Origin of the sequence: Pseudomonas sp. D8002 (assembly GCF_013385695.1) — a bacterium.
GTDB lineage: Bacteria > Pseudomonadota > Gammaproteobacteria > Pseudomonadales > Pseudomonadaceae > Aquipseudomonas.
This window is the reverse complement of the sequence record NZ_JACAPM010000038.1, coordinates 40,508-64,611: the sequence shown is the minus strand read 5'-3', so window position 1 is coordinate 64,611 and position 24,104 is coordinate 40,508. Positions and strand designations below refer to the sequence as shown.

Sequence of the window (24,104 nt, the reverse complement as noted above, 5' to 3'; positions counted from 1 at the left end):
ATGAGCAAACTGCCAGAGGAGTACAGATATGCTCTTTCCGATTTTTATTCAGCAGAGTGGCTCGGATAGCCCTGACGGTGTCGTTCACGAGATGCCGCGCAGGCGATCAATCTCCGCCGCGACCTGCAGGGCGGCTTCCAGCTCGGACTGCTGGTGCTCTTCCATCAATCGCCAGCGCTGAGCTTTTTCCTCGGGCTCGGTCATGGCCAGCGCGAGGTACAGGCTCGGTGGTACCGCGCGGAACAGCGTCTCCAAGTTCTTCGACAGGACCACACCCTCGGTGTATTTGCCCGAGGCCTTGCTTGCGGAGAGCAGCAATGCCTTCTGCGCCGGCGTGAGTTTCTTGAAACGAGCAATTTCCTCGATTTCCGCTGGCGGCATGTTCAAGCAGATCCACCACTCAATCATGTTGAGCATGGTCTGCGCCGCATCGGGCAAGTCGGCCATGTTCTGCGTTGCCAGCCAGAACCAGGCGCCCAGCTTGCGCCACATCTTCGTGCCCTTGACCACGAAGGGTGCCAGCAACGGGTTCTTGGTGATGATGTGGCCTTCGTCGGTGACCATGATGATCGGTCGCCCCAGGTACTGATCGCGCTCGGCGATGTTGTTCACCGCGTTCATCAGGCTGATGTAGCTGATCGACATCTGCGCCTCGTAACCCTCACGGGCGTACGTGGCAAGGTCGACGATCGTCACGTCGCTCTCCGGCCAAGGTGTGCCAGGCCGGTCGAATAAGGCACCTTCGAAACCTTGGCAGAACAGGTCGATGGACTCGGCCATCTCCTGTGCGCGCTCGCGGCGTTTGTCGGGCAGGTGGGTGTCGCTGGCGACCTTATGCAGGGCATCGCGGACATGCCGGGTTAGCACCCGTTGATCAGTCGCCGCGCAGTGGCGGGCGGCATCGAGGATGCACTCGCGGATCAGGCTGCGGTCTGCCCGGGTCAGGCGCGCCTCTTCTTTGGCTTCGCCACCGGTAATCATAAGCCGCGCGGTGATCTCCAATTCGCCCAGCACGTCGCGCTGCTCGTCACTGTCCGGCGCGGCCTCATCCAAGTCTTCGGTCGACAAGCTGGCGACCTGGTCCGGATGTTCGATCAGACGCCGGGCATGGGCAAAGGGCGCGAGGCTCACATCACTGCCCGGTTTGAGCTGAATCTTGTTGACGGATAATCCGAGGGTGGCGAAATAGTCGCCCTGTAGGCCGAAGGAGTTGCCCGCTTCGACGATGAACAGCCGCGGCCGGTACACGGCCATGACCTGCATGAGGATCGAGACCAGGGTGGCCGACTTGCCGGCACCGGTTGGGCCAAACAACAGCAAATGGCCGTTCATGGAGCGGTCAAAGCGCGACAGCGGGTCGAACGACAGCGGCGCGCCACCGCGGTTGAAGAAGGTAATACCCGGGTTGCCGGTGCCGATGCTACGTCCCCAGAGGGGCAGTAGGTTGGCGACGTGCTGAGCAAACAGCAGCCGGGTGTACCAGTTGCGTGTGTCCCGCGCCGGGTTGTAGACCATCGGCAACCAGCGCAGATAGCTGTTGCACGCGGCCACTTCATCGCCCTCGCGCACCGGTTGCAGGCCAGCGCCGAGCAGGACGTTGGCGGCCTGGACTGAACGCTGGCGCAGCTGCTGTTCATCGGCACCGCGCAGGTACAGCGCCAACGTGCCGCGGTACAGTTTGTGCTGGCGGCCAATCAGCGCGCGGGCCTCTTCCACGTCCTGGCGGGTCTGGGTCGAGGCGAGGTTCTCGCCGATGGCTTTGCGCGCCAGGCGGTTGAGCTGCTCTTCGAGCACATCTTGTGGTGTGATCACCAAGGTCAGGCTCATGATCGCCTGCTCGGGCAACTGATCGAATAGGGCGTTCAAGGCTTCGCCCTTGCGTGTTTCGCCGGTCAGTTGGCCGATATGCGGTGGCCTGCGTAGCTTGTCGACCACCATCACGGCGTGGGGCTGTTGATCGAAGTACCACAGACCCTGCTCGCTATCGGAGCGCGGTTCCTGAAAGAACAGCCGCTCGGCGAAATCGTGGTCGAACGGCAGCGGTAGCTCTTCGCCGTCATCCCCTTCCGGATAAGGCACGCGCCGAAAGAACGCGGCAGGGGATTCGCTGGTGAGTGCAGGAGCGGGATTGAACCAGGGCAGCAACCAAGCGTAGAAATCGCGCCCGGTCAGCCGCCGAGGGCTGACCCCGCAGGCCTGCAGCGAGGCCACCAAGCGGTCGCAGGTGCGGTTCAACAGCTGAACCGGGCTCTGCCCATCCTCGTCGGCCTGCTCTCCGAGCCAGCGGTAAACCACCAGGCGAATCCGCCGGTTGCTGCCGCGCCACGGCAGATGAGACACCACATGGTCGTCGAACAGCCCACCCGGTTTGCCGACGGCTTCAAGGTGACGTTGCATCGACGCGAGGAAGGCCTCGGTGAATGGCGTACCTCGCGCGCGCGGCGCGATGTAGCGCTCCAGGCGTTCAAGGCACGGGGCAAAGTCACTGTCGTCCTGGCAGAAGAACTGCACTACCCAGGGCGCCTGGTCGAGCTCGTCGAAGCTGTCCTGCAGCGCGTCTTCCAACGCGTCGCGCGCAGCCATTAGCCATTCGGGCTCGCGACCCTCGGTACCGATCGGCTGCAGCTCGAACACGGCGCCCACCGAACGGTTGTCGTCGAGCAGAAAACACTGCTCATCCTCGAGGTATTCGACCCAGGGCAGATGGTCGGCAAAGCTGGGGTTGTGCGCGTACTGGGCGGCCTCGTCGGCCAGCGTGGCGCGCCGACGCTGTGCCTCGCGCCAGGGCCTCCAGCGTAGCGGGTCGCGACTCGCGTCATCGGCCATCACAGATCGTCCAGGCGCTCGCCGGGCAGCGCGTACTGGACCTTCTCGTACAGCGGGAACACGGTCGAGTAGCCTGGCACCGGCGTCTGTTGGGTACCGGCCAGATGCGGGTAGACGTACATGACCAGGTCTGGGTTGGGCAGACGCGGGAACTGGGCACGGATCTCGTTGGCCGCCGTGCGCGTGTAGGCGCTCTGGTCGTTGATCAGGCGCTCGGGATCCAGCACCGGTCGACGCAGTTCGCCACGCGCCTCCAGCAGCTGTTGCTGAGTACCGACCGAGCCACTGCCGTTCCAGATGTCCAGCATGGTGTGATCGCCGTGGGGCAGCATTTCCTCTTTGCTGGTGGAGCAGCCGGTCAGGTGCAGGCCGAGCAGCAGGCTAATCCAGATCCAGTACCGAGACGGATGGGCTTTCATGGTTCACTCTCCGGCCTTTGGGTTCGTAGTCGATGCTGATTTCGTGGTCCAGGTGCAGAGCCACCTTGGCCCCAGGGGGCACGTAGATGGCGGCGAAGGCTTCGCCGTAGAGCTTGTTGATCCACTCACGGATGTCGCCTATGCCACCGCTGATCACCGAGTTCAGCGCGCTGTTGCCGTTGTTCTGGGACAGGCCCAGACTGCCGCTGGCCGAATTGATGAACGAGGTGTTGGTCTGCTCGCTGCCCAGGACTGCAGCGAAGCCGGCGCCAGCTGCGCTGATCAGGCTTTGGCTGCCCAGATACTGCTGGGCGTTGGAGCGGCGCTCGCCGGAAATGCAGGGAATGCCGTAGGGGTCGGAGATGTAGCCCAAACCGCCGCGGATCTTCTCGGTGTCCGAGGTCTGGGTGCTGCTGCGATTGCGGCTGACGACCTTCTGCGGCTGCGGTACGGTGCGCACGGTACCGTCGCTGAAGACAAAGGTGATCGACTCGACCTGGCCGCGCACGCAGGACAACGTCCATTCACCGGCGGCAGTGCCGCTCATGACCGCGCCGACCACGTCCGGCAGGTCGATGCCGTTGGCAGTGAGGTTGTCTGGCCCCACCAGCACTTTGAACGGATAGGGATCGTTCACGGTGCCGTCCACCGGCACCCGGCCGATGAGCGCGGTCATGGCGATCGAGCCCATCAGCGTCGAATTCTCGGGGATGGTGTAGACGGGCCTGGCGCCTTCGGTACGGTCCTGGGCGTTCTCCAGATCACGCTCGCCTTTGGCGACGGCACGCAAGCGGTCCTGGCCACGGTCGATGGCATTGTTGTCCAGACCGTGCAGGTCCTTGAACTTCGACGTCAGCGACGACAGCGGTCCGTCGGCTTTGCCGGTGTTCTCTTGGCCGGCGCGGGCATTCGATGGTTCGATCCACTGCACCACATCTGCCTGCTCCTGAGCTCCTGCAAACTGCTGCTCGTCTCCCGGCTCAAGACCGAATCCCGCAGGAACATCCGACTTTGCGGCTGGCTTGCCGGTGAGCTGGTCCTTGAGCCTGGAGAGCAGCCCCTGGGTCTCGCGGTGCTGCTGCTCGGCTTTCTGTCGAGCATCGTTGGCCTGCTGGCGCTGCTCGGTGGCCTGCTGGCGCTGCTCGGTGACCTGTTGGGTGACGCTGCTCAGCGTGCTCTGGATGCGCGTGTCGATGTTGCCTTCGCGCGTGCGCAGCCGGTTGTTCTCGGTCTGCAGCGCATCGTTGCCTTTCTTCAGCGTCTGCATCTCGCTGCGCATCGTTTTGACCTGACCAATCAGCGTGGCCACGGTGTCGCGCGGGGTGTCACCGGCGATGCCCAGGGCCTTGGCCTGTTCCGCAGTTAGCGTGGCCTTGTCCGGATCGTGAGCGGGCTCGCCGTCCGGCGTGGCCACCCAGGATTTGACGATGATCAGCACGATGCCTAACAGGACCCCAGGTACCAACCACTTGAGCAGGCTGTTAGCTTTCATGATCGGCAGCCTCCGGTTTTGGCGGGGGCAACAGCAGCGCATGCTTCAGGTCGCCGCCGCGGGTGACGAGGTAGGCCACGGTGGTGTCTTCAGGCGTACCGGTGAGACCGAGGTCCGCGTGCTGGAAGGTTGCGGCGTACAGCGTGGCTTGTAGGTGACGCGGGTCAAGCGCGACCTTGCCGGGGCCGCGGTTCACGATCTTTACTGCCGTCACCCAGTAGTCGCCCAGCCGCCAAGCCGCGAGGGTCTTGATCGACACCCGCTCGGTCGGCAGCAACATGCTGAACGCGGCGGAGTCGCTCAGCGGCACCCGCCGCACACCGGGCAGTGGCGCCACGGTACGCAGCGGTGCGTAGAGGTTCTGCGCCGCATAGCGCGTGAGCACCACCGGTATCGGGGTTGCTGAAGGTGCTGCCTCCTTCGCAGCTTCCACGTCCGGTGTCGAGACCTGGGCCACGATCTTGACCGGCTCCAGTGCCTCGCTACCCTCGAGCGCCTCGATGTCGATCAGGATGATGTCGCCTGACTTCACCGACTGCAGTTGCAGCCGGGTAGGGGGAAGGGGTTCTGCGGCGCGCAGATACACCGTGCCGCCGACGGACTGGACGCGCAGCTTGCCAGCGATCGCACCCGGCACCCCTACGCGGACATCCTCATCGAGCATCAGGACTCGCTCCTGGCCTACCGTAAGTGGAACGGCCAGCGGCAGGCGATCCCAGTATTTGACCTCGACCGCACTGACTGCAGAACACCAGCCTGCGGCTACCGCCAGAGTCATGATCAAGACACGCATCATCCCGCACCTCCAGGCAGCATCAGCTTCTGCGGTGTGCCTTCGTAGCAGTCCAGGGCCAGGCCCCACTTGTTGTGCTCGGGGTCGACGTCGAAGCGCACCACCCGTAGCGGATACCGCACCACCACGCGTTTCACCGGCTCAGCGGCGTAGTACTCGTCAGCGTTGAGGTCCAGCTTGACCAGCCAGCTGTGCTTATCCAACTGCTTCACCCGCAGGCCAGGGTCGTCGCTGTAGCCGCGGCCCAGCACCTCGTATACGCCGCGCACCCGGCCGCGCAGTTCGCCGGCAGCCTTGCGGTACTCGAAGTCGCCGTCGAAGAAGGTCTTGCACGCCGGTGTCAGATAGGGCTGCAGGGCGAAGATCGCGCGGTGGTAGTCGACCTCGCCGTCGGTGGGCCAGCGGTTGAGCTGGCCAAAGATGTACAGCGCGAAGGCGTAGATGTTTTCTGGCGGTACATCCCACCATTTACGTGTGCTGCCGGAACGTAGATCGGGCGGCACATGGATGGTTAGCTCGGAAGGCGAGGACTGCCAGCCGTACCAAAGCCCGCAGCACAGCAGTGCCAGGATCGAAACGGCCAGACGCAGGCTGAAGATGTGTGCCTGCTGCGCATCCACCTTGTTGCGAAAGCGGCTCATGGCGTAGCCCTCGCGTGTCGACGCGTCCGGCGCACTGTCCAAGGCCCTGAGTGCAGGATCAAATGATGAGTGCCAACACCCCAGTGCACTGCCAGGTGCCACTGCAGACGTCGGTAAAACCAGGTTTCGGGGCGGGCGCGCTTGGCTCGGCGCATCAGCTTGCCGCCGCCCAGCAACACCAGCGCCATGCAGATGAACATACAGGTGGGGAGGGTAGCGATGGAGGAGGTGGCCACCGCCAGCGGCGCGCCGAGAATCACACCCAGGCCGGCGCCGATGATCAGCGCGACCCACATCTCGTCGTTGGTGAGCCCGCGCAAAACGGCCGGGTCACGGTTGAGGCGCTCGGGGAGGAAGGTCAGCGTGCCGTCAGGCAGGGTGGCAGGGGCATCGGACATGGTGACCTCACAGGATCGTCGCGGCTTTGGTGAGGAACCACAGGATCACCACCACCAGCAGCGCGCCGACGCCGACCACGGCGCCGAGGTCTTTCCAGGTCTTGCGCTGGTTTTGCACGTCGGCGTAAACGGTGAGCGAGTGCCAGGCCACGCCAAGGAAGGCGAGGGTAGCAATCAGAAGACCGAGCAGAATGCCGCCGTCGTAGGCGTAGTTCTTGATGGTGTCGATCAGTCCCGCCCCCTCGCCGCGGGAGGGCGCTTCCATGGTCGGCAGATCGGCCCAAGCCAGCGTCGAGCTCAGCAGCACCAGGCCACCGAACAGCACTTGCGTACAGGATCCCCGCAACAATGTGAGCGGGCGATGGCAACGACGAGAGAGATTCATAGCTAGATCTCCTGATTACGACAGCATGAAAAACATCAACACGATCAAGGCGAGGGCCAGGCGCAGCGTGCTGCCGCCGAGCGCGCCGAAATTGAGGTTACCGGCCGCCCAGCCGCGGTAGCCGGTCCACAGCGTCCAGGTGCACCAGAGCAGCGCGAGCACCAGCACCGATGAGCGCCACAGCACCGAGCTGAGCTGTGGGGTAAACCCGGCCACGGCAGAGAATGCGCTTAGTTGGGCGTCAGTCATGCTCATTGGAAGTACCCGAGTGAGGTGCTTCAGCACGGTAATCACCGGTCAGCTCGACCAGATCAGCTGGCTGCGCGCGGGAGGGGGATAGGTAGTTGTGGACGCCTTGACGCACACGCTTTAGGTCCGCAGCGAACCGTAAATAATCGAAGCGATACCGGGCACTATCTGCATCGGTAGCGCTGCTATGTGCTCGTTCTGCCAACTGTTGGATGACCATTATCTGCCGTTGTACAAGGCTTAGGTCCAATTGCTCGTGAGCTTCAGCTGCTGAGGTGGGCAGCATCACGATGCAGCTAAACAGCAGGGGATAGGCAGAAAGTGTCATTGTTGAGAGTCCAGCTGACGATTTGGTGTCCAGCGTGATTTATCAACAAGGCCTTAGCCTGAATTAATTGGATTTCGAAATGATCAATTTAAAGTAAATTGGCCGAAAGAGTCCCAGTGATATTGGTGCGTCCGGTTAAGGCCGCTGCAGGAGAAGCCCATTCAGCGGCTTAGAGCTTGTTGCGGGGTGAGTGGAATTATTGGCCTTTTAGACAGTGTGTGAGGCTTGATGCAATGCCATGCAGGTCTAAGTGAGGTGCGAAATTTCTAATGGCAAAGAAAATCCCTATAAGACCTACTGTAAGGAATGAGATTCTGAAGCATCTGCCATAAGTCCATGGCGAGTGTAATGCAACACACTGTGAAGAAGCTGGGGGAACTCTTCTTTCAGCTCTTGTGTTATTCCAGAAATATCAACGCTTCCTCCTTGGCGTGGAAAAGCCTCATATCCAGTAATTACAATAACTGGGCAAGATATGCCCGAGAACTCCATGTTGCGGAGTATTTCTATACCACCGAAGCCTTGCGGGCGCCCCCCTGCCTCGCCTCCAGGTATATCAATGTCCATAGTCGGTAAGGACATATCGAGCAGGATGAGATGGGGGATGTCCCCTTCCAGAACATCCAAGGCGGAGTTAACTGACTTTGCATGTTTGATGGCCATTGGCATGCAAAGGCTTCGAAGGAAAAGCTCTATCTGTGTTATTTTTGGTGTTTCGTCTTCAACTATTAGGATTTTCAGTTCAATGTCGGTCATTTGGCTTCCGCTGCTTGTCGAGTTTGCACGAGGAAGTTGTAAGTTACTTGCATGGAGAACTTGCCATTCCGGTCGAATCCGAACTTTAATCTGCCTTTGCTTGACTGGTTGACTACCGCGGCAATTTTGTATAAGCCGCTGCCGCCTTCGGTTTTGGTTTTAGTGTCATACTCCTGTCGGTCGATCTTGGTACGAATTTCGGATAGCTTTTTCTCAGCACTAACCCTTGTGCTAGGCTTTGAGTTACACTTTACACTAATAGTAAATGTCCCTCGGGTGGAGTCCATCTCAATTGTGATTTCTATCGTCGGTTGTTTGAGGCCGGAGTGTACTCTGGCGTTATCAAGCGATACAAATAGTACGTCGTGAAGGAATACCAACGTGCTTGGCATGACTTTGGTGTCATTGTTAATGCAGTTTGTTTTGATTTTAGGGTCGAAGCCGCGTAAGCATTTTTTGGCAGCTTGAATCGAAACTTCTAGCGCTTGCTCGATATCAAACGTTTTTTGTAATGCTTCGCTGTCATTGATCTTGTGAAACCAGCTGGTAGCATCGTCCAGCGCCCGCTGAACATCAACGGAACACTCGCCTAGAGCTCTATCAAGTTCGTGCTGAGCATGGCCGTTCGGAACAATTCGTTTGATGCTCGCTCGGAAATCATCAAATATGTATGTTATTTTAGATTTAAGGTCCTCTGAAAGGAGCTTTCGCGCCTCTCGCAATGACTTTTCAAGATAGGCCCATAGAATGCTAATGAATCCTTTTACGAAGCTGCTTAGGTCACTATCCTGTAGCAGGATCCGTACTACAGGGATTATTTGGGGGCTAACTTCTACGTGGAAGAGCCCTAATGGGTGGTCCTTTGAAAGAATCTGAAGTTTTTGATCTTTTGCGTCAAGTAAAGCTTGGTCGAAATTGGTCGAAAATTTTTGAAATTCATTGCCAAGGTTGCGTAGATTGTCTTTGTTGCAGTCGCTAAACCGCCCTAGCCATACTTGGTTGTCATTGTATCGTTTGTCATCGTCTTCTTTTGTTGTTATCAGGTTCTGCAGTTGCAGTGGGCCTCGGATTAGTCCGATGAATGACTGGTGCCTGATGCGCTTGCTTAAGTATTAGTCCAGGCCGAATAGTGGGTTGTTTAGGAATTCATTGCTGATCTTCGTTAGCAGGGAATATAGAACAGCATCAGCTTCGTCAAAGCTGGATGCGCTGTTCGGTAGTTGCCCGTCAATCAGTAGTCCCTGCATCACATCGTCGAACTCTAGTGTAGTGATGACCTGGGCAAGATCTTTGTAGCGGTAGAAATCTTCCTGAAGCTCACGTGTTGCCCAGCGCGCTAGTGCGTCGACGTCTACATGGATGCGAGTGCCGTCTACAATTCTTTGTCCAGCTTCCAAGATTTGCCTATTGGTGATCTCGTAAATCTCAGACTCATATTCATCAGCATTTGCCGCATCTAAAACGCGCAAGGCGCTGCAGACATCTTGCCTTTGCTCTAAAATTGCTGCAGTTGTGGAGACTACGCGCGCTTGATCAATCAAAGAAGGTATGCAAGCGTTTTTCAGGAAATATACTAAAAGATGCTTGGGGATTATCCCTTCTAACGAGGCAAGTTTGGCGGGATTTCGGATTTCTTTTCGCCTGATGATCTGCCCAATCTTGAATCTTAAGTGTGAAGCGGTTGAATCACTTTCGGTGATGTTCCAAAGCATATATAGCGCTGTGGGCGAAACCAGCATGTCTGTAACATAATCAAAGTCGCGAGTTGAGTAGCCTGAAAGGGTGTTTTTAATGGGTATTAAGTTTAACCTACTTTCGCAGTAAGACCCTTCGTGCGCGATTAGGCGGATAACTTCGTCTTTGTTTCCCTCAGCATAGTGGGCATGTAGAACTATTGGGATGCTGAGGCCAGGGATTGTGCTACTCGTACTTTGCTCTTCAGGTGCGAGACTTAGAAGCGCCAAGCAGAACTCTCGGTTCGCAATATGCCCGCATGCATTAAAGATTGAGGCTGAGTATCCGAGGTGTTCAGAGTCCTCCAATGGGTTTCTTAGCAAAGACCAGCAGTCGGAGGTTGGGCTACCCGTTTTGCTAGGGTAGTTTTCAAGTAGATCTTCGCTACCTAAGAATGGGGTATTGAGTGAAGGCAGACTTGGCTGCCATACTTGATCAGGATGATCTCTATATACAAATTTTATGAATGAACGAATAGCCGCAGCGAGCGGGAGGCCGCAGAGGTTGGTCGTCATTTTTGAGAGTGCAGAAATAGCTTCTAGTGACGTTTGGTCTTGTCTGAGCATTTTACCTATTAACTTGGGGATTGACTGTGAAATTGATGATATTGATTTGGCCTTGCGCTGTGAATGAAGCACCCCAGAGTAAATAAGTGACCAGGCATCTGTCTGATGGGTTCTCCGCTCTTGACCGAATATTCTGGCTGCCTCGACTAAGTCGCCATTTAAAAGACAGTCGCTGCCTTGCTCATTCCGAATGGGCAGGCTGTGTGATGTATCGCTTATATTCAGGTGTAAACAGGCTTTCTTTATGCGGAAGTCATGTATTCCTTTGATCCTGGAAAGCGCCGACCTGATAAGGTTTTTAAGTCATTATTGTTGCTCGAGATGGCGTATTGAATTAGGCTGATGAAAGTTTCATAAACGTCTACTAGGGAGTGGCTTTGTTCCACTCTTAGAACATCAGCAATCTCATCGTCTGCTGTTGGCCACTCACCCAACATTCGATGAATCATGTAAGTTTTAACAGCTGGACTGTATTTTGAGTGGTTGCTGATTCGTGAGCTTATGTCTTCCTTGAATTTTTGTATGCCAACGCGGTCTTCATTCCTGACGCTTGTGTTGTATGCGATGAAATTTAATAGTCCGTTTTTGTATATGGATCTTACTTCGGAGGTATATTTTTTTTGCTTCTCAAGTCCTCCGGCTGCGTTTTCTAGCGCGATTCGTAATTGAACTGACCAAAAGCTGGACCCGATAACTTCGTCAAATTTTTTTAGCACTTCTATGCTTTCGTCGATGTATCCGATAGTCCATAGCTTCTCAATTACTTCAGCTGTTCCCCTAAACTGATTAATGATTTCAAAATCTTCGCTGACACGCGCGACAATCCAAAATACCTCTCTTTCGAGCGTGACCAGTGGAGCATCAATAGAAACCCCTTCTAGTTCATCATAGCCTGTAGGAAATCTCGAAAGCTCGGGGATCTGTTGTCTTATTTGGGATGATGCCCATGACAAATATTCTGCGAATGTAGATATGTGTAGTGCGGCTCGCGCCTCAAGCATGATGTTGCGATAGTTGCTTCTAAACTTAAATGACTTCCCAAAGCGACGGTTTTTCTCAAATTTTTTTGCCTTGAAGTCTGCAAGGATTCCCCTGAACTTATGCTGGCATCGGATGTAAACTTTTGAACTTTCACTGACTAAATCCATTTTTTCTGCCGTTATGTTCATGAGGTAAGATTCGCGATGATCTCAAGATGGCAGCTATGAGGTATTCGCCACTTCTTGATGGTCGTAGCTTAACGCTGTAATGGCATTTTGCCTATATCCTAAGCGCTCAGACATCTGATTTGAATTACTGCCTGCTTAGGATGGGCGCGTAATTGTGGGGTGGGGACCCGCGGTAAGGATGGACGCAGCAGGAGAGCCGTCGAGTCACAGGTATTTTTTGAAGGTTGAGGCGGTGATCATGACCATAAAACCGAGGAAAGCAGCACATGGCAGTAAGACCCAGTTGGGGTTTAGCGACCAAGGCAGTGATAGGTAGATGAGCCAAGGGCTTACCATGGATGGCAGTAATGTCCGCTTAGCCCGATGATAGACAAAACTACTTTCGCGGTCGGCGCGAAATTTTCGGAGGTCTCGGCGCATCAGTCCATCGACCGTACCGGTGATAATCGCAAGCAAGAACAGAGGCATGGCCAAGGTGAGAACGGCTAGGCGCACCACGAAAGTAAAGACCGTAAACAAGCCAGCCAGCAGATAGTCCTGTATCACAACGTAGACTTGTGCCAACTGCCCCTGCATTGACGCTTCTCGACTGAGCAGCTTCAGCTGGGTATCGAATTGCGCCCACCCGGACCGCTCTACGACCCAGTCGTTCAGGCGTTCGAGTACCTTCGCCGTCGCTTGCGCTGGTTCTTGCACAATCAGCGAACTCTTGAAATGGGCGCTGAGCCAGCCCAGCTCGCTCAGCCACATGGCATGGCTGTGATGCCAGCCCTGCTCGGGCCAGAACCACAGCATGCCTGCAAACTCAAGCAAAACGGAGAAAATCAGCGAAGCGAACAATAGGCCGAGCAGTCGCAGACACAGCTCGAGCATGCCGAAGATGAGCCCCGGACTCCGCTGTGGAGGAGGTGAGCTGGCTGGGGTGGTAGGCATACAGGCTCCACATTCTCGGTTGCTGAGGGCGCGCTTACGGGGTGTGCCTGCGCCCGGGTGGCGCCTGCTCCGGATTGAAATCGACCGTCGGAGCACCTCCGGTGGTGCCCCACCAACTCCCCGCATTGGCGTTGTAGGACTCGCGCATGCGCGCAGCCAGGGTCTGCAGATCCGCCGGCATCGCATCGTCGCTAGCCGGTTTCGGTAGCGGTATGCGCACCTTCCACAATTGTCCGCCTTCCTGAAACGAAAACATCTGCCCCTTGGGCAAGGCGATGATGTGCGCGGGTTCAATCAGCGGCACGGCGGTCGTGGTAACCCGGTCCTGCGAGGAGGAGGTGAAGTCAGTCCGGGCATCAGGATCGGCGGTATCCGTCGCGCCGGAGACCAGGGTGCGGGTCTGCACGTTGACCTTGGGCAACTGGTTGGTCAGCAGTTCGGCGGTGGCGGTCTCCCGTACCCGTAGCATCTGCAAGGTGTTGAAGTTGCCGATGACCTGGCCGGCCTTGGCCCGGTTGCCGATTCGCGCCTCGATGTCGCTCAAGGTCTGGGTGTAGGCAGTGACTTGGATTCCGGCGCCACCACCTTTGTTGATCAGCGGAATGAACTCGTCGCCCATCAGCTCGTTGAACTCGTCGGCGTGAAGGTTGATCGGCACCCTGTCCGCGGCGCTGGAGGATCCTGGCAGACCATGATCGATACCGTGTTTGTAGATATGGCCAGCGACGGAGACCAGGTCGGCAAACATCGAGTTACCGACAGCGGCGGCCACCTCAGCATCGGACAGCGCATCCAGGCCAACGTAGACGATGCCCCGTTTGCGGATGACCTGCAGCCAGTCGAAGATCGGCCGCGGATCGTCGAGGTCGTTGTAGTTGGGGGCGAGCAGTTGCGCTGTCTTGCCGCTGGTGAGCTTTTCCAGCAGCGGCAACAGCGAGGCTACGATCTTGTCGAAGTAGGTGCGGTCGTAGCGCACCGCCGAGCGCAGGCCGTCCATCACTGGATCGAAGATGCGCTTGGCGGTCAGGTACTGCTCGATGGCGACCACGCGCTTTTCTCGGCCGACCATGTGCCGCGGGATATTCTTTTCGTTCAGGCGACCTTCGATCTGCACGATTGCTTCCCAGGCCTGCGGATTGTGGCGGGCGAAGAAGTGCTGAGCGTACTCGATGAACAGCGCATCGATGTTCACCACGTGCCGCTGGATCTGCAGGTAGTCAGGGCGCCGGCCGAGCTCGATCAACGCTCGGGCGATGATGTTGACGAAGCGCCAGGCGAACTCGCGAAACGCCGCCGAGTTGCCTTCGCCGCTCAGTTGGCCGGCGATGCGGGTGGCGACTTCGGAAATGCGGCCGAAGCGGCCGATGGCGTTGTAGCGAGCGGAGATCTCCGGCCAGCCCAGGTGGAACACATAGAATTCATGCTCACGACCGGCGCGGCGCGCTTCGACGTACATGCGCTTGAGTAAGTCAGCATCGCCCTTGGGGTCGAATACGATGACTACCTCCTGGCTCGGCCGGTGGATATCCTGGGTGATGTACACCTCGGCCAGGCGTGTCTTACCGACCCGGGTGGTCCCCAGCACCAGGGTGTGGCCGACGCGCTCGCCCAGCGGCAAGCTGGCTTCCTGTTCCTTTGGCTCGACGCCGTGCAGCAGTGGCGAGCCGCCCACCGGCGGCAGTGGCCGCACCGGATTGAATGGGCTGTCCCAGGCGGTCAAGCGGGGCAGCATTGACAGCCCAGGTGGGGCCTTCTCCAGCAGATGTTCCATCCGCCGCGCCCACTGGTGGGCGGCCGACTGATTGACGTAGCGGGCCAGCGCCGGATCCTGCGCCTCGAGCAGACGCTGGGTGTGCAGGCGGGTCCAGCGAAAGCCGCGGCCCATGAACAGGCGCTTGCCGCTCACTGGAATGTGCCGACTGGTCAGCGAATAGCGCGGCAGGCGGCGGATATTGCGCCGATAGCGCAGGACGATCCGCGCCTCATTGAGCCGCTTCAAGCCGAACGCGGTGTAGGCCAGGGCCATGCCTGCCCCTACCTCGGGCGACAGCGCCACCGCCCAGGGCGAATGCAGGCACAGGGCGCCGGCACCGGCGCAAATACCCACGGTGTAAAGCTCCACCGCAGGGCGCAGCAGGGACTCCATCGCATGTTCGCCCATGGTTCACCCTCACTGTTCCAGGCCGGTGGACGTGACCAGCACCGGGTAATGCTGCAGCTCCAGGCGTTCGGCGATGTCGTCACCACTCACCGGCCAGATGTCCAGGCCCGGGGCTACCGCCTGAATGCGGCGCAAGGCCCGGGCGTCGGCCACTTCAACAGCCAGGCCGCTGGCGCCCAGGTCCTGCAGCCTCTGTGCATGCTGGGTCAACCATTCCAGAGAGGCGGCGTCGTGCCCGACCAGGAACAGTGGCGTGAACCCTGGTAGGTTTAAGGTCCTTGGCGACACGGCACCGGGCGATAGGCGTGTGCTGTGTACGGGCAGGGCCCACGTCAGCGCGCGGGGATCGGGCCGCTGGCTGGGGGCCCCGAGCGCGCCAACCGGCCACCAGAGACAAATACACAGAGTTACCCAGCACTGACGGCTCATGGCCGTGGCCCTCTCGGAGATGCCACGACTGCCTGAACCCGCTGCCAATGCTGGCTGAACTGTCGGCGGTACTGCGCTGCGGGTTTACCGCCGGCAGGACGGTGATAGCGGCCTGCTGCCACGACCCAGTCACCGCTGTCGGCGTAGTGGGCGCGCAGCAACTCGGCAGTCACAGCCAGGTTGGAGCGCGGGTCGAGAGCATCACAGGCACTGCGGTAGCGATCCGGGTGGTAGCCGAGGTTGGTCTGACCCAGCCCGACATCGATTCGCTTGGTGTCGTGGCGGATCAGCGCCTGCTTGAGTGCAGTACACGCCTCATCACGGCGGGCGAAACGCTGCGGTGTGCCCGCGACATTCAGGGTCCAGGGCCAGGGCATGAGGTGACCCCGCAGCGGCGTGCCGCTCTCTTGGAGGGCGATGGCGAACAGCACGGAAGCGGGGATGCCGGCGCGTGCGGCGGCCAGTTGATACGCAGGCGGCGGCAGCGCGTCGGCGTGAACGGTCGTGGCGCAGGTCAAGGCCAGCGCGAGGATCAGTCGATGCGCTGCCATTTCCCGTCCACCTGCTGGTAGCGCGCCGGTAAGGGGCGGCTGGCGCCCAGGGCGAACCAGCGGCCACGGTCATGGTTGAGAGTGACCTGGCCACTGCTGACCTGGGCGGGGGTAATGCCCGCCCCCCGAGCCCACCGGCGTAGACGCGTATCGTCACCTTGGCTGCCGACCAGGTACACATCGAGGTGGGCGCCGCTACGCAGCCACTGCTGGGTGTTGGAGACGCAGGGCGGGCAGCGTTCCTCCACAAACAGGGCAAAGCGGCCAGCAGGGGTAGCCGCTGGATCGTCGGCCATGCCCTGCACGGGCAGCATTCCCGGGAATAGTCGCGCCCAGGCGGCGGTGTAGGCTTTCTGGTAGGCCAGTTCGCGCTCGGCGCGCTTGGCTTCGAGACGGACCTGCAGCTCGGCGTAGCGTTGCCGTTCCTGGTCCGAGTCGGCTTCCACCCCGAGGGTGGTGAGCGGATCGAGCTGCGGCGACCAGTAGTGGCGGGGTCCAGCCTGCAAGCGCTCGAACTTGGCCCATTCATCATCCGTCAGCCCCCAGGCCGTTGCCCGCGCCGCAGCGGATACCTCCCGATCCAGCAGCGATTGTTCGCTGAACTGCGGAGCCGAGTCGACCAGTTTTGGCGCGCTCCACGCCACTCCTGTGAACAGGCAGCTGGGAACCAGAATAAACGAGAGAATGGAGAGCCTAGCCATACGCACCTCGTCACGGCAGGGGCAGTGTGTGGTCGCCATGCCCCGGGACATGGAACACCACCTGGTCTGCGCGGATCGCGCGCAGTTGCCAGCTGTTCAAGCTGTCGCCAGGCTGCAGCAGGTGCACGGTCGTCAATGAATGCGCACCTGAGGGCAGGGCGGCCACGAACCTGAGGTCACCTCGGGTCTCGATCCCGAGCAAGATGAAGGGCGGTGTCAGCGCCTTGGCCTTGGCTTTTTCACCCGTGGAGGCCTTTGGCTGGGTGTTGGCGGCCGCAGGCACAGAAGGGCGGGCCGACAGTTTCTCGAGCGTGGCCTCTGCCGCAGCCAACCGTTGTTCCAGCGCCTTCAGATCGTTGCTGCTTGGACCTGGCGGTGCCGCCTGGAGCGTCTTGAGCGAGACGGCCAGCTCACCCTGTTGCTGGCCGAGGGCGGCCTGCGCCGCAGTGTGTCTACCTTGCGCCTCGCCCAACGCCAACACCTGCGGCTGCAGCGTCGTGAGCCGGTCGGCCAACGTATCGATATCGCGACGCAAGGCAGGCGCTGGGTCGGCCGGGGCGTTACGGGCCGCAGCCTGAAGCTCGGCCAGTTGCTGATGATGGTTGTACGTTTCGGCGGCGAGCACGGCGGCGCCCAGGCAGAGGGCACCGACCACCAGGGCCTGAAAATGGAGGACCTTCATGGCGTGAGCTCCAGGGTCGAGAAGGGTGGAGCGGGCGGCGGCACGCGCAGGGCATAGCATATGGTCCGATCAACTGGATCGATGTCGAGTCGCCAGGCCGGGCCGCCGATGATGGTCAGGGCGTCCAGCAGCGAGACCGGTCCGAGCTGGTGCTGAACCGCGGGCAGAGGGCGACGGAACAAGCGATCCACCCCAGGGCTATCGGCGCATAGCGCGTAGCCCGAGCGTTGCAGCACGTGACGCAGGGCTTCACCGACGGTGGCGTGCAAGGCTGGCGCGATCTGAACGTTGACCAGTTGATACAGCGGTTGGCGCTGCTCCAGCCTGGGTCGGGTGGTGACGAGGGTGTAACGGTCCTGGCGGACCCAGGCCGGAAGCTGGGTTTTCGGCTGCGTCGAGGCCGCCGGCAAGGCGGGCGGTGCTGCGGGTTCCGGGGCCGGAGGCGGTGGCGGCGTGCTGCAGCCCGCCAGGGCGATCATCAGTCCGAGGGTGGAGAGTGTGGGTGTGTGCATGACCGTGTCTCGACAAATGTTGCCGATACGATGGCGAAGGCGTGAGTCGAGTCCCCACTGGAAAACCGAATCTGGCCTGCCAGATTTTCAGTCGGCCACCACAAAAAAGGCGCCCGGGAGGGCGCCTTGATTAGTCTTCGTTGTAGAGCGGTAGCTCCGCCATTGGTGCGGCGTCAGGGTCAAAGATCAGCAGGCGGGTGTCTGCCTGGCCTGCCAGCATGAGCAGCTGGAGTAGCACCGGCGGGACATGGTCATCGCGCATGCGCGCACAGACTTCGCTGGCGCTCCAGCCGATCCTGCTGGCTTCATGTGCCGCTACCCAGGGTGTCGAGTACAGCTTGCACCCCACGGCATGGTTGCTGTTGAGCTCGAAGCACTCGAAGAAGCCCGCTGGCGAGTTGCACCAAGTGCACACCTGCAGGAACTCGAACTCGTCTGCGGGCAGGTGCGCGCTGCTGATCTCCCAACTGCGGCTGTAGTGTCCGGTGGCAAAGGACAGTTGCTCGATTAGGTCACGCGCAGCCTCGACGTTGCCGAGGTCGCCGATATGCATCGGGCGTCCGAGCTGATTGCCCATGATCTGGTAGAGCACCGTGTTCACCAGACCGTCGGCGGGGCAGCGCATGCGCACAAACTCGGGCACGCACACACCGTCGGTGATCACCGCGACGTCGTCATCGAATAGACACGGCTGCAGGGTGATGGCTTCGTTGGGTAGCTCGTTCTGAGCCGGATGCAGCGTGCGGTAGCACGGCGGGCAATCGTCGGCATAGCTGATCTGCAGGACGCGCTCATAGCGCAGGTCTTGGAAACCGCGAAGAAACGGATTGGGCAGGGAAGGGTGCATGGTGGTTCTCCGAAAACGCCGAGGCCACCCCGAACGGGCGGTGACCTCATGGGCAAGGTGGGCTGTCACATCCAGCCGTACTCGGCCAACGAAAGCGGAGTGCCTTCGCCGACGATGATGTGGTCCAGGACGCATACCTCGACCAAGGCCAAAGCCTCGGTCAGGCGGGTGGTGAGCACCCGATCGGCGCCGCTCGGTTCCGAGCAGCCGGAGGGGTGGTTGTGGCTGAAGATTACGGCGGCGGCATTGTGTTCGAGTGCCTTGATCACCACCTGGCGGGGATACACGGAGGCGCCGTCAATGCTGCCGGTGAAGAGGATGTCGAAGCTCAGCACACGGTGGCGCGAGTCCAGGCAGAGCAGGGCAAACACCTCGTGGTGGTAGGGGGCGAGCTGCAGTTTCAAGTAGGCCGCAGCATCGGCGGGGGTTATCAGCACCTCGCCACGCTGGAAGTGACGCTGGTCCAGCAGTTGCAGGGCCTCGGTGATCAGCGCATCCTCACGGGCGCGTTGGGCCAGTACGGGATCGAGTGGGCCGACCAGGTTCAAGGCGGTGTTCATGGGCAATTCCTCGTGAGAGATGGAGCGCCACCCCCTGGGGCGTGCCCCAGGCTGGTTTAGGTGTGTGATCAAATGCGCGTGAAGCGATGTCGCGTGCCGTGCAGTGGGCTTAGGCAGCCCTCGCACGGTTGCGTGGAGAAGGCCTCGATACCGGCGCCGGTATGCGGGTCGAAATCGGCGCTCAGCGGTAGCAGGGCCTGCAGTTGGCCGCGCATGTGAGCGATGCGGTGTTTGACTTCAGCCTCGCTGTAGTACAACGACAGCGCGCTGAAGTCGTCGTAGGCGTCCGCCTGCAGGCAGTCCTCACAGAGCCAGAAGCTTTCCATGGCGACCTCCGACGTGAATGAACAACAGGCGCTCATAAGAGCGCCTGCTGCGGGCGGTCAACCTGCCTTAGGCAGACTGACGTGCGGCGGTGGATTTACGTGCAGCGGCTGGAGTTGGCTGGCCTTGGTCAGCGTCACCGTCCAACTGTTCCGACTCTCCTGATTCAGCAGCCTCAGGGGCGTCGCTGTCGGTACGAGCTGGCGCACGGTAGCTGAATTGGCCATCAACTTTGATCCATTCGATGAAGATCAGTCGGCCTTTGAGGCTGGCGCCGGGTTGCCCCTTGCGTTCGCCTTTCTCGTACATGAACGGATCGACCCAGATGTCGCCGATGCGAAACGCGATAAGGACCTTGCGTTCAGCGCGGACGTCCTCCAGGTGTTCACGGATCAGCCGGTCGGCTTCACCGCTGGCGACCTTGCAGTCGAAGCGGGTGTACTCGACGTCGTCTGAGGCACCGTGCAAGGCAGCGATGTCACAGGCCATGAACGCTTGGCCGCGGCGAACCGGGACTTCGCGAACACGGTTCAGGTAACCGATGCCTTGGGTGTGCAGGTTGAAGTAGGTGGTGGGGGCGTTATTGCTTGCAGTAGTCATGATGGAGCTCCTGTTCAGCAGAACGCGGACATCCACCGGCCTTGGCGGCTGGTGAGTTCCGCAAGGGGAGGTGCAAACACATGATCGGTCGAGAAGGCGCTCATCACCGATGGGCCGGTGACCGTGCGAGCTGCCGAGCGCGAGTCGCACTTGTGGGAGAACCACCCGAAACGGGCGTAGCCTTGAAGGTCCTGGCTACCGGGGTGCTGTCAACGACAGCGGCGTGCAGCTCATCTATAAAACGCTGCAAAAGGCCCGTCAACCGTGGTCTTCAGGCGGTTTGAACGGGCGGAATTAGGAGGCCTTCAGTGGATTGTCGGCGGCGAAAAAATAGCCCGACGGTCATCAGGCTAGGAAGAGTTGGACCACCCTTGACCCGGCGATTGTGGCACCGGAGTCCGTCGCAGACCTCCACTGCCGATCCACCTGGATCAACCGACCCTTGTCGTGGCCTGGGTCGGAATCAACTGGCACGCATCCGCGCACAAAAGGTGCCCAGTGTTTCGCCGGCGGGCACCGGAGCTGAGCATCGTCGCCGAAGCGGATGACCCCTGAGGCCTGGTGCAAGCCGCACGGGTCATCCACCTGGGAGACTTGGAAACGCTGAATAGGCATCTGCTGATGACGTGAAGTATGGCTCCGAACTCTAGGAGTCTGACCGAGCTTCCCGGAGCGAATCGGTCTTGGTCGCCAAGCGGCGAGGGGCTAGATCACTACACCAGCGCTGCAGTGTGCCGTCAAGTCATGCGTTTTTCGCCCGCTTGGCTTTCGCCACCGGTTTGGTGCCCTTGCACTCGGGGTAGCGGATGCACGACCAGAAGCTGCCGGTGCGACCTTTGCGCTGGCGCATGCCGCTGCGGCATACCGGGCAGAAGGGCCCCTTGCTGGGGGGCGGGCGCAGGGTGAGCGTGGCGTTACTGCGCACCAGTCGAGTCAGCCATTCTGCCTGTTTGGCGAGAAAGGTCTCGACGCTCAGCTGGCCCGATTCGATGCGGTCCAGCGCCTGCTCCCATAGCGCGGTCATCACCGGGTCGGCCACTTCTGGCGGCACCGCTTCGATCAAGGTATGCGCCGCCGCTGAGGCAGCCAGGCTGCGTTTCTTCTTGGTCAGGTAACCGTGGTCGATCAGGCCTTGGATGATCGCTGCGCGGGTGGCCTCGGTACCGAGCCCGCAACTGTCCTTGAGCTTCTGCTTGAGACGCGGATCGGCCACCTGGTTGGCGATGGTCTTCATCGCTTTGACCAGCGTACCTTCGGTATACGCCTTGGGCGGTTGTGTGCGCTGTGCGTTGAGCGTGGCGTCAATCAGCGCCACCGTCGCGGATTCACGCAACGTCGGCAAGCGCTGCGCCTGTTCGGCCGGCTCGGTGCCGTCGGCCTCGTTGATCACTGCCTTCCAGCCGCGGACCAGGATCTGTTTGCCGCGCGCCACCAGGTGATCTGCCTGGCTGTGCAGCAGCGCCTGGGTTTTCAGGTACTCGTGCTCGGGCATGAGCTGCGCGAGGTAGCGGGCGCGAATCAGCGTGTAAACCGCCCGCTCGCGCTCGGAGAGCTGCGCCAAATCCAGTCTGACGGCGGTGGGAATGATGCCGTGGTGCGCGGTGATCTTGCTGCTGTTCCAGGCGCGTGAGCGGCGGCTGGGGTCGACTTCCTTGAGCACTGCCCCCAGCGATGGTGCGGCGGCGGCCAAGGCGTGAAGGACGTGCGGCACCTCATCGAGCATGCTCTCCGGTATGTAGCCGCAATCGGTACGCGGATAGGTCGTCGCCTTGTGGGTTTCATACAGGGCCTGGGCGGTGGCCAGGGTCTCCTGTGCACCGAGCCCGAGCTTGGCCGAGCAGATCTCCTGCAGTGTGCCCAGGTCGAACAGCAGCGGCGGGCCTTCTCGCACGTGTTCGACTTCCAGATTGTCGATCACGGCGGTGCCGACTTGAATAAGGCGTTTCAGCGCCTGCTCTGCGGCGGTTTCGTCGATACAGCGTCCAACCGCATCGCTGACCGCGGTCGTGGGCTGCCAGCGCGCTTTAAAGCGGATCCCGTTCTGCTCCAGGTGCGCATCGACGGTCCAGAACGGTTGCGGCACAAAGCTGGCGATCGCCCGGTCGCGCTCGACCACCAGGCGCAGGGTTGGTGTCTGTACGCGTCCCACCGGAAGCAGGCCATCGAACCCGGCCCGGCGGCCGAGCAACGTGAACAGCCGGCTCAGGTTGATGCCGACCAGCCAGTCGGCTCGCGAGCGGGCGAGGGCACAATGGTACAGCGGCAAGGTCTGCTCCCCCGGAAGCAAGCTGGACAAGCCCCGGCGGATCGATGCGTCATCCAACGCGGACAACCACAGACGCAGAATCGGCCCCTGGTACTGGTAGCGCTCAAGGATTTCCCGGGCGATCATCTCGCCTTCGCGGTCTGCGTCGGTGGCGATGACTACTTCGCTGCAGGTGCGCAGCAGCTGGCTAATCACCTTGAGCTGGCCAGCGACCTTGGGCTTGGCTACCAGTTGCCAATGGCCGGGAATGATCGGTAGATCGTCCAGGGACCAGCGTTTGTAATCGCCATAGGCTTCAGGCGGCGCGGTTTCCAGCAGATGGCCGACGCACCAGGTGACGGTGATGTTTTGGCCCAGCAGGCAACCATCACCGCGGCGGCTGGCCTGCAGCACCCGGGCGATGTCGCGGGCTTGGGAAGGTTTTTCGCAGATGAACAGGCGCATACATGGGCCCTCTCGGTGGATACCGACAGGGTGGGGATATCGTCGCTGAGCGCCAGGGTAAATCCGAAGGTGTCTAGGTCATATCGGCGGGCGAGTGTTACTTGCGTTGCGCGAGGTGGTTTGCCAGCGCTTTCAAGGACTCCAAGGCAAACTGCTTATCCGCCTCATTGAGCTCCTTGATAATGGAGTTGATCTGCACGCCCAGGTCCTGCGGCCGAGGGCTGATCGCGAGCAGCAGCTCATCGGCGGGACAGCCGTACAAGTCGGCCAATTGCAGAAGCTTGGACACCGAGAGCTCAACGAAGCCTCGCTCCAGGCGCGACACCGCTTCGCCGGAGATCTGCAGGTGCTCGCCGACCTGCGCCTGGGTCAAGTGCCGGGCACGACGATACTTCGCCAACTGGCGACCAATGTGATGTGGGCTAGGCTCTTTCACTGGCAATGGGGGCGCTCTCCAATTCGACCCATATGGTCGAACAGCACCCCAAAGATATGAACGACTCAAAAGGTTGACTAACAACCCTGTGGGGCGTATCACCGAAAAATGCTGGATGACCCGACCGTCACCACGGAGGCGACAAACTTGCACGGATCCCACCAGAGTGAGGCAGATGCGCTAGCGATCAAGGCCTATGAGCTGTTCATGGCCACCCATCTGGAACCGGACAAGGAGCAGGCTCGCGCCCGGTTGATTGCATGGGTTCAGGAGAGTCCGCTGCACTGGCGGGCGTTCCTTGCCCTGGACCAGTATTTGGCGGAAGTGAAGCAAATGCTGGAGCATGAGCGAAAAAAGAGTGCCCGGCGGGAGTAAAGCAACGGCAGTAGCTAATGTTGCCCGCTGAGCTGACTGTATGGCTCCAGTGATATCGCGCTGCGGGCGGCGATTCCACTGAGTACCACGCACTTATCCGGACTTGCGTGGCGCTTTCTTGCCTCCCCCTTTGCGCGATGAGCTGGCGTTGTCGCTGGCTTTCTCGCGCATGGTCACCGAGGCCAGGCGGTGCGGCAGAATACCGATGCGCCGCGCCTCCACCTTGAACGTCACGCGCGCGTTGTCCTCGCTGTCTTCCCACTCCTCCTTGACCGTGCGCCCTTCAACCAGGACGCGCATGCCTTTCTGGTACAGCGTGGCCCAGTGTTCGGCGTCGCGGTTCCAGAGCTCGACGGGCGCCCAGTAGCCGCCGCGATCCTCGTAGCCGCCTTCCCGCGGTACCGGGTTGTCGAAATAGACATTCAGCCGCAGTAGGCGCCGCGGCTCATCCGGGTTGGTGTTGAACTCCTGATACTCCGGCACGCTGCCGATGTTGCCTTCACCAACAAACAAAGTACTCATGCGGG

At 60.2% G+C, this 24,104-nt stretch carries 28 protein-coding genes; 1 reads left to right on the top strand and 27 read right to left on the bottom strand.

Translation table 11 applies throughout. The features are described from left to right. Positions 1–84 precede the first annotated feature (84 nt). The 26 genes from HX807_RS22930 to HX807_RS22805 form a co-directional block, all read right to left on the bottom strand. Positions 85–2,826, bottom strand: a complete 2,742-nt coding sequence (locus tag HX807_RS22930) for a conjugative transfer ATPase (protein WP_177051223.1) — start codon at positions 2,824–2,826, stop codon at positions 85–87. Beyond that, complete coding sequence (locus HX807_RS22925) at positions 2,826–3,245, bottom strand: TIGR03751 family conjugal transfer lipoprotein (RefSeq protein ID WP_177051221.1); 420 nt, start codon at positions 3,243–3,245, stop codon at positions 2,826–2,828. The genes HX807_RS22930 and HX807_RS22925 overlap by 1 nt, the downstream gene beginning before the upstream one ends. Beyond that, a complete protein-coding gene (locus tag HX807_RS22920; protein WP_177051219.1) occupies positions 3,208–4,737 on the bottom strand; it encodes a TIGR03752 family integrating conjugative element protein in 1,530 nt (509 codons plus the stop codon). Before HX807_RS22920 ends, HX807_RS22925 begins: the two co-directional genes overlap by 38 nt. After that, positions 4,727–5,533 (bottom strand): TIGR03749 family integrating conjugative element protein, encoded by an 807-nt coding sequence (locus tag HX807_RS22915; protein WP_177051217.1) that lies wholly within the window; start codon positions 5,531–5,533, stop codon positions 4,727–4,729. The genes HX807_RS22920 and HX807_RS22915 overlap by 11 nt, the downstream gene beginning before the upstream one ends. Next, the gene (locus HX807_RS22910) at positions 5,530–6,171 is read right to left on the bottom strand and encodes a PFL_4703 family integrating conjugative element protein (RefSeq protein ID WP_177051216.1); all 642 of its coding nucleotides are present in this window, start codon (positions 6,169–6,171) and stop codon (positions 5,530–5,532) included. The genes HX807_RS22915 and HX807_RS22910 overlap by 4 nt, the downstream gene beginning before the upstream one ends. Continuing rightward, on the bottom strand, positions 6,168–6,569 hold the full coding sequence (locus tag HX807_RS22905; protein ID WP_177051213.1) for a TIGR03750 family conjugal transfer protein: 402 nt from the start codon (positions 6,567–6,569) through the stop codon (positions 6,168–6,170). The genes HX807_RS22910 and HX807_RS22905 overlap by 4 nt, the downstream gene beginning before the upstream one ends. A gap of 7 nt (positions 6,570–6,576) precedes the next feature. Beyond that, the gene (locus tag HX807_RS22900) at positions 6,577–6,954 is read right to left on the bottom strand and encodes a TIGR03745 family integrating conjugative element membrane protein (protein ID WP_177051211.1); all 378 of its coding nucleotides are present in this window, start codon (positions 6,952–6,954) and stop codon (positions 6,577–6,579) included. A 15-nt stretch (positions 6,955–6,969) separates the two neighbouring features. Further along, on the bottom strand, positions 6,970–7,209 hold the full coding sequence (locus HX807_RS22895; protein ID WP_177051210.1) for a TIGR03758 family integrating conjugative element protein: 240 nt from the start codon (positions 7,207–7,209) through the stop codon (positions 6,970–6,972). Beyond that, positions 7,196–7,531: an RAQPRD family integrative conjugative element protein gene (locus tag HX807_RS22890; RefSeq protein ID WP_177051208.1), complete on the bottom strand. Its 336-nt coding sequence runs from the start codon at positions 7,529–7,531 to the stop codon at positions 7,196–7,198. The genes HX807_RS22895 and HX807_RS22890 overlap by 14 nt, the downstream gene beginning before the upstream one ends. A gap of 294 nt (positions 7,532–7,825) precedes the next feature. Further along, complete coding sequence (locus HX807_RS22885) at positions 7,826–8,287, bottom strand: response regulator (protein WP_177051206.1); 462 nt, start codon at positions 8,285–8,287, stop codon at positions 7,826–7,828. Beyond that, positions 8,284–9,009: a hypothetical protein gene (locus tag HX807_RS22880; protein WP_177051204.1), complete on the bottom strand. Its 726-nt coding sequence runs from the start codon at positions 9,007–9,009 to the stop codon at positions 8,284–8,286. Before HX807_RS22880 ends, HX807_RS22885 begins: the two co-directional genes overlap by 4 nt. Before the next feature lie 390 nt (positions 9,010–9,399). Then, a complete protein-coding gene (locus HX807_RS22875; protein WP_177051202.1) occupies positions 9,400–10,026 on the bottom strand; it encodes a hypothetical protein in 627 nt (208 codons plus the stop codon). Positions 10,027–10,829: 803 nt separating this feature from the next. After that, on the bottom strand, positions 10,830–11,735 hold the full coding sequence (locus HX807_RS22870; protein WP_177051200.1) for a hypothetical protein: 906 nt from the start codon (positions 11,733–11,735) through the stop codon (positions 10,830–10,832). Between the two features lie 225 nt (positions 11,736–11,960). Beyond that, positions 11,961–12,689: a TIGR03747 family integrating conjugative element membrane protein gene (locus tag HX807_RS22865; RefSeq protein ID WP_177051198.1), complete on the bottom strand. Its 729-nt coding sequence runs from the start codon at positions 12,687–12,689 to the stop codon at positions 11,961–11,963. Between the two features lie 34 nt (positions 12,690–12,723). Continuing rightward, positions 12,724–14,850 carry a type IV conjugative transfer system coupling protein TraD gene (gene traD / locus HX807_RS22860; RefSeq protein ID WP_177051196.1) on the bottom strand — a complete coding sequence of 709 codons (2,127 nt, stop codon included), beginning with the start codon at positions 14,848–14,850 and terminating at the stop codon, positions 12,724–12,726. A gap of 9 nt (positions 14,851–14,859) precedes the next feature. Then, the gene (locus HX807_RS22855) at positions 14,860–15,279 is read right to left on the bottom strand and encodes an integrating conjugative element protein (protein ID WP_177051194.1); all 420 of its coding nucleotides are present in this window, start codon (positions 15,277–15,279) and stop codon (positions 14,860–14,862) included. Further along, positions 15,276–15,830: a transglycosylase gene (locus tag HX807_RS22850; protein ID WP_177051192.1), complete on the bottom strand. Its 555-nt coding sequence runs from the start codon at positions 15,828–15,830 to the stop codon at positions 15,276–15,278. The genes HX807_RS22855 and HX807_RS22850 overlap by 4 nt, the downstream gene beginning before the upstream one ends. Further along, positions 15,812–16,531, bottom strand: coding sequence for a TIGR03759 family integrating conjugative element protein (locus HX807_RS22845; RefSeq protein ID WP_177051190.1), 720 nt, complete (start codon positions 16,529–16,531; stop codon positions 15,812–15,814). Before HX807_RS22845 ends, HX807_RS22850 begins: the two co-directional genes overlap by 19 nt. A gap of 10 nt (positions 16,532–16,541) precedes the next feature. Beyond that, entirely contained in the window at positions 16,542–17,213 is a 672-nt protein-coding gene (locus tag HX807_RS22840; RefSeq protein WP_177051188.1) for a hypothetical protein, read from the bottom strand. Continuing rightward, complete coding sequence (locus tag HX807_RS22835) at positions 17,210–17,725, bottom strand: PilL N-terminal domain-containing protein (RefSeq protein ID WP_177051186.1); 516 nt, start codon at positions 17,723–17,725, stop codon at positions 17,210–17,212. The genes HX807_RS22840 and HX807_RS22835 overlap by 4 nt, the downstream gene beginning before the upstream one ends. Before the next feature lie 130 nt (positions 17,726–17,855). Further along, complete coding sequence (locus HX807_RS22830; protein WP_177051184.1) at positions 17,856–18,572, bottom strand: hypothetical protein; 717 nt, start codon at positions 18,570–18,572, stop codon at positions 17,856–17,858. 65 nt (positions 18,573–18,637) lie between these two features. Next, a complete protein-coding gene (locus HX807_RS22825; RefSeq protein WP_177051182.1) occupies positions 18,638–19,132 on the bottom strand; it encodes a JAB domain-containing protein in 495 nt (164 codons plus the stop codon). Between the two features lie 68 nt (positions 19,133–19,200). Next, positions 19,201–19,458: a hypothetical protein gene (locus HX807_RS22820; protein ID WP_177051180.1), complete on the bottom strand. Its 258-nt coding sequence runs from the start codon at positions 19,456–19,458 to the stop codon at positions 19,201–19,203. A gap of 67 nt (positions 19,459–19,525) precedes the next feature. Next, positions 19,526–20,056: an STY4534 family ICE replication protein gene (locus HX807_RS22815; protein ID WP_177051178.1), complete on the bottom strand. Its 531-nt coding sequence runs from the start codon at positions 20,054–20,056 to the stop codon at positions 19,526–19,528. Between the two features lie 742 nt (positions 20,057–20,798). Then, positions 20,799–22,766, bottom strand: a complete 1,968-nt coding sequence (locus HX807_RS22810) for a DNA topoisomerase III (RefSeq protein ID WP_177051176.1) — start codon at positions 22,764–22,766, stop codon at positions 20,799–20,801. 97 nt (positions 22,767–22,863) lie between these two features. Beyond that, positions 22,864–23,208 (bottom strand): helix-turn-helix domain-containing protein, encoded by a 345-nt coding sequence (locus HX807_RS22805; RefSeq protein WP_177051174.1) that lies wholly within the window; start codon positions 23,206–23,208, stop codon positions 22,864–22,866. 141 nt (positions 23,209–23,349) lie between these two features. Here HX807_RS22805 and HX807_RS22800 point away from each other — a divergent pair, with 141 nt between their 5' ends. Beyond that, positions 23,350–23,577, top strand: coding sequence for a hypothetical protein (locus tag HX807_RS22800; RefSeq protein ID WP_177051278.1), 228 nt, complete (start codon positions 23,350–23,352; stop codon positions 23,575–23,577). A gap of 93 nt (positions 23,578–23,670) precedes the next feature. Here the strand turns inward: HX807_RS22800 and HX807_RS22795 are convergent, their stop codons facing one another. Then, on the bottom strand, positions 23,671–24,099 hold the full coding sequence (locus tag HX807_RS22795; protein WP_012052638.1) for a single-stranded DNA-binding protein: 429 nt from the start codon (positions 24,097–24,099) through the stop codon (positions 23,671–23,673). Positions 24,100–24,104 lie beyond the last annotated feature (5 nt).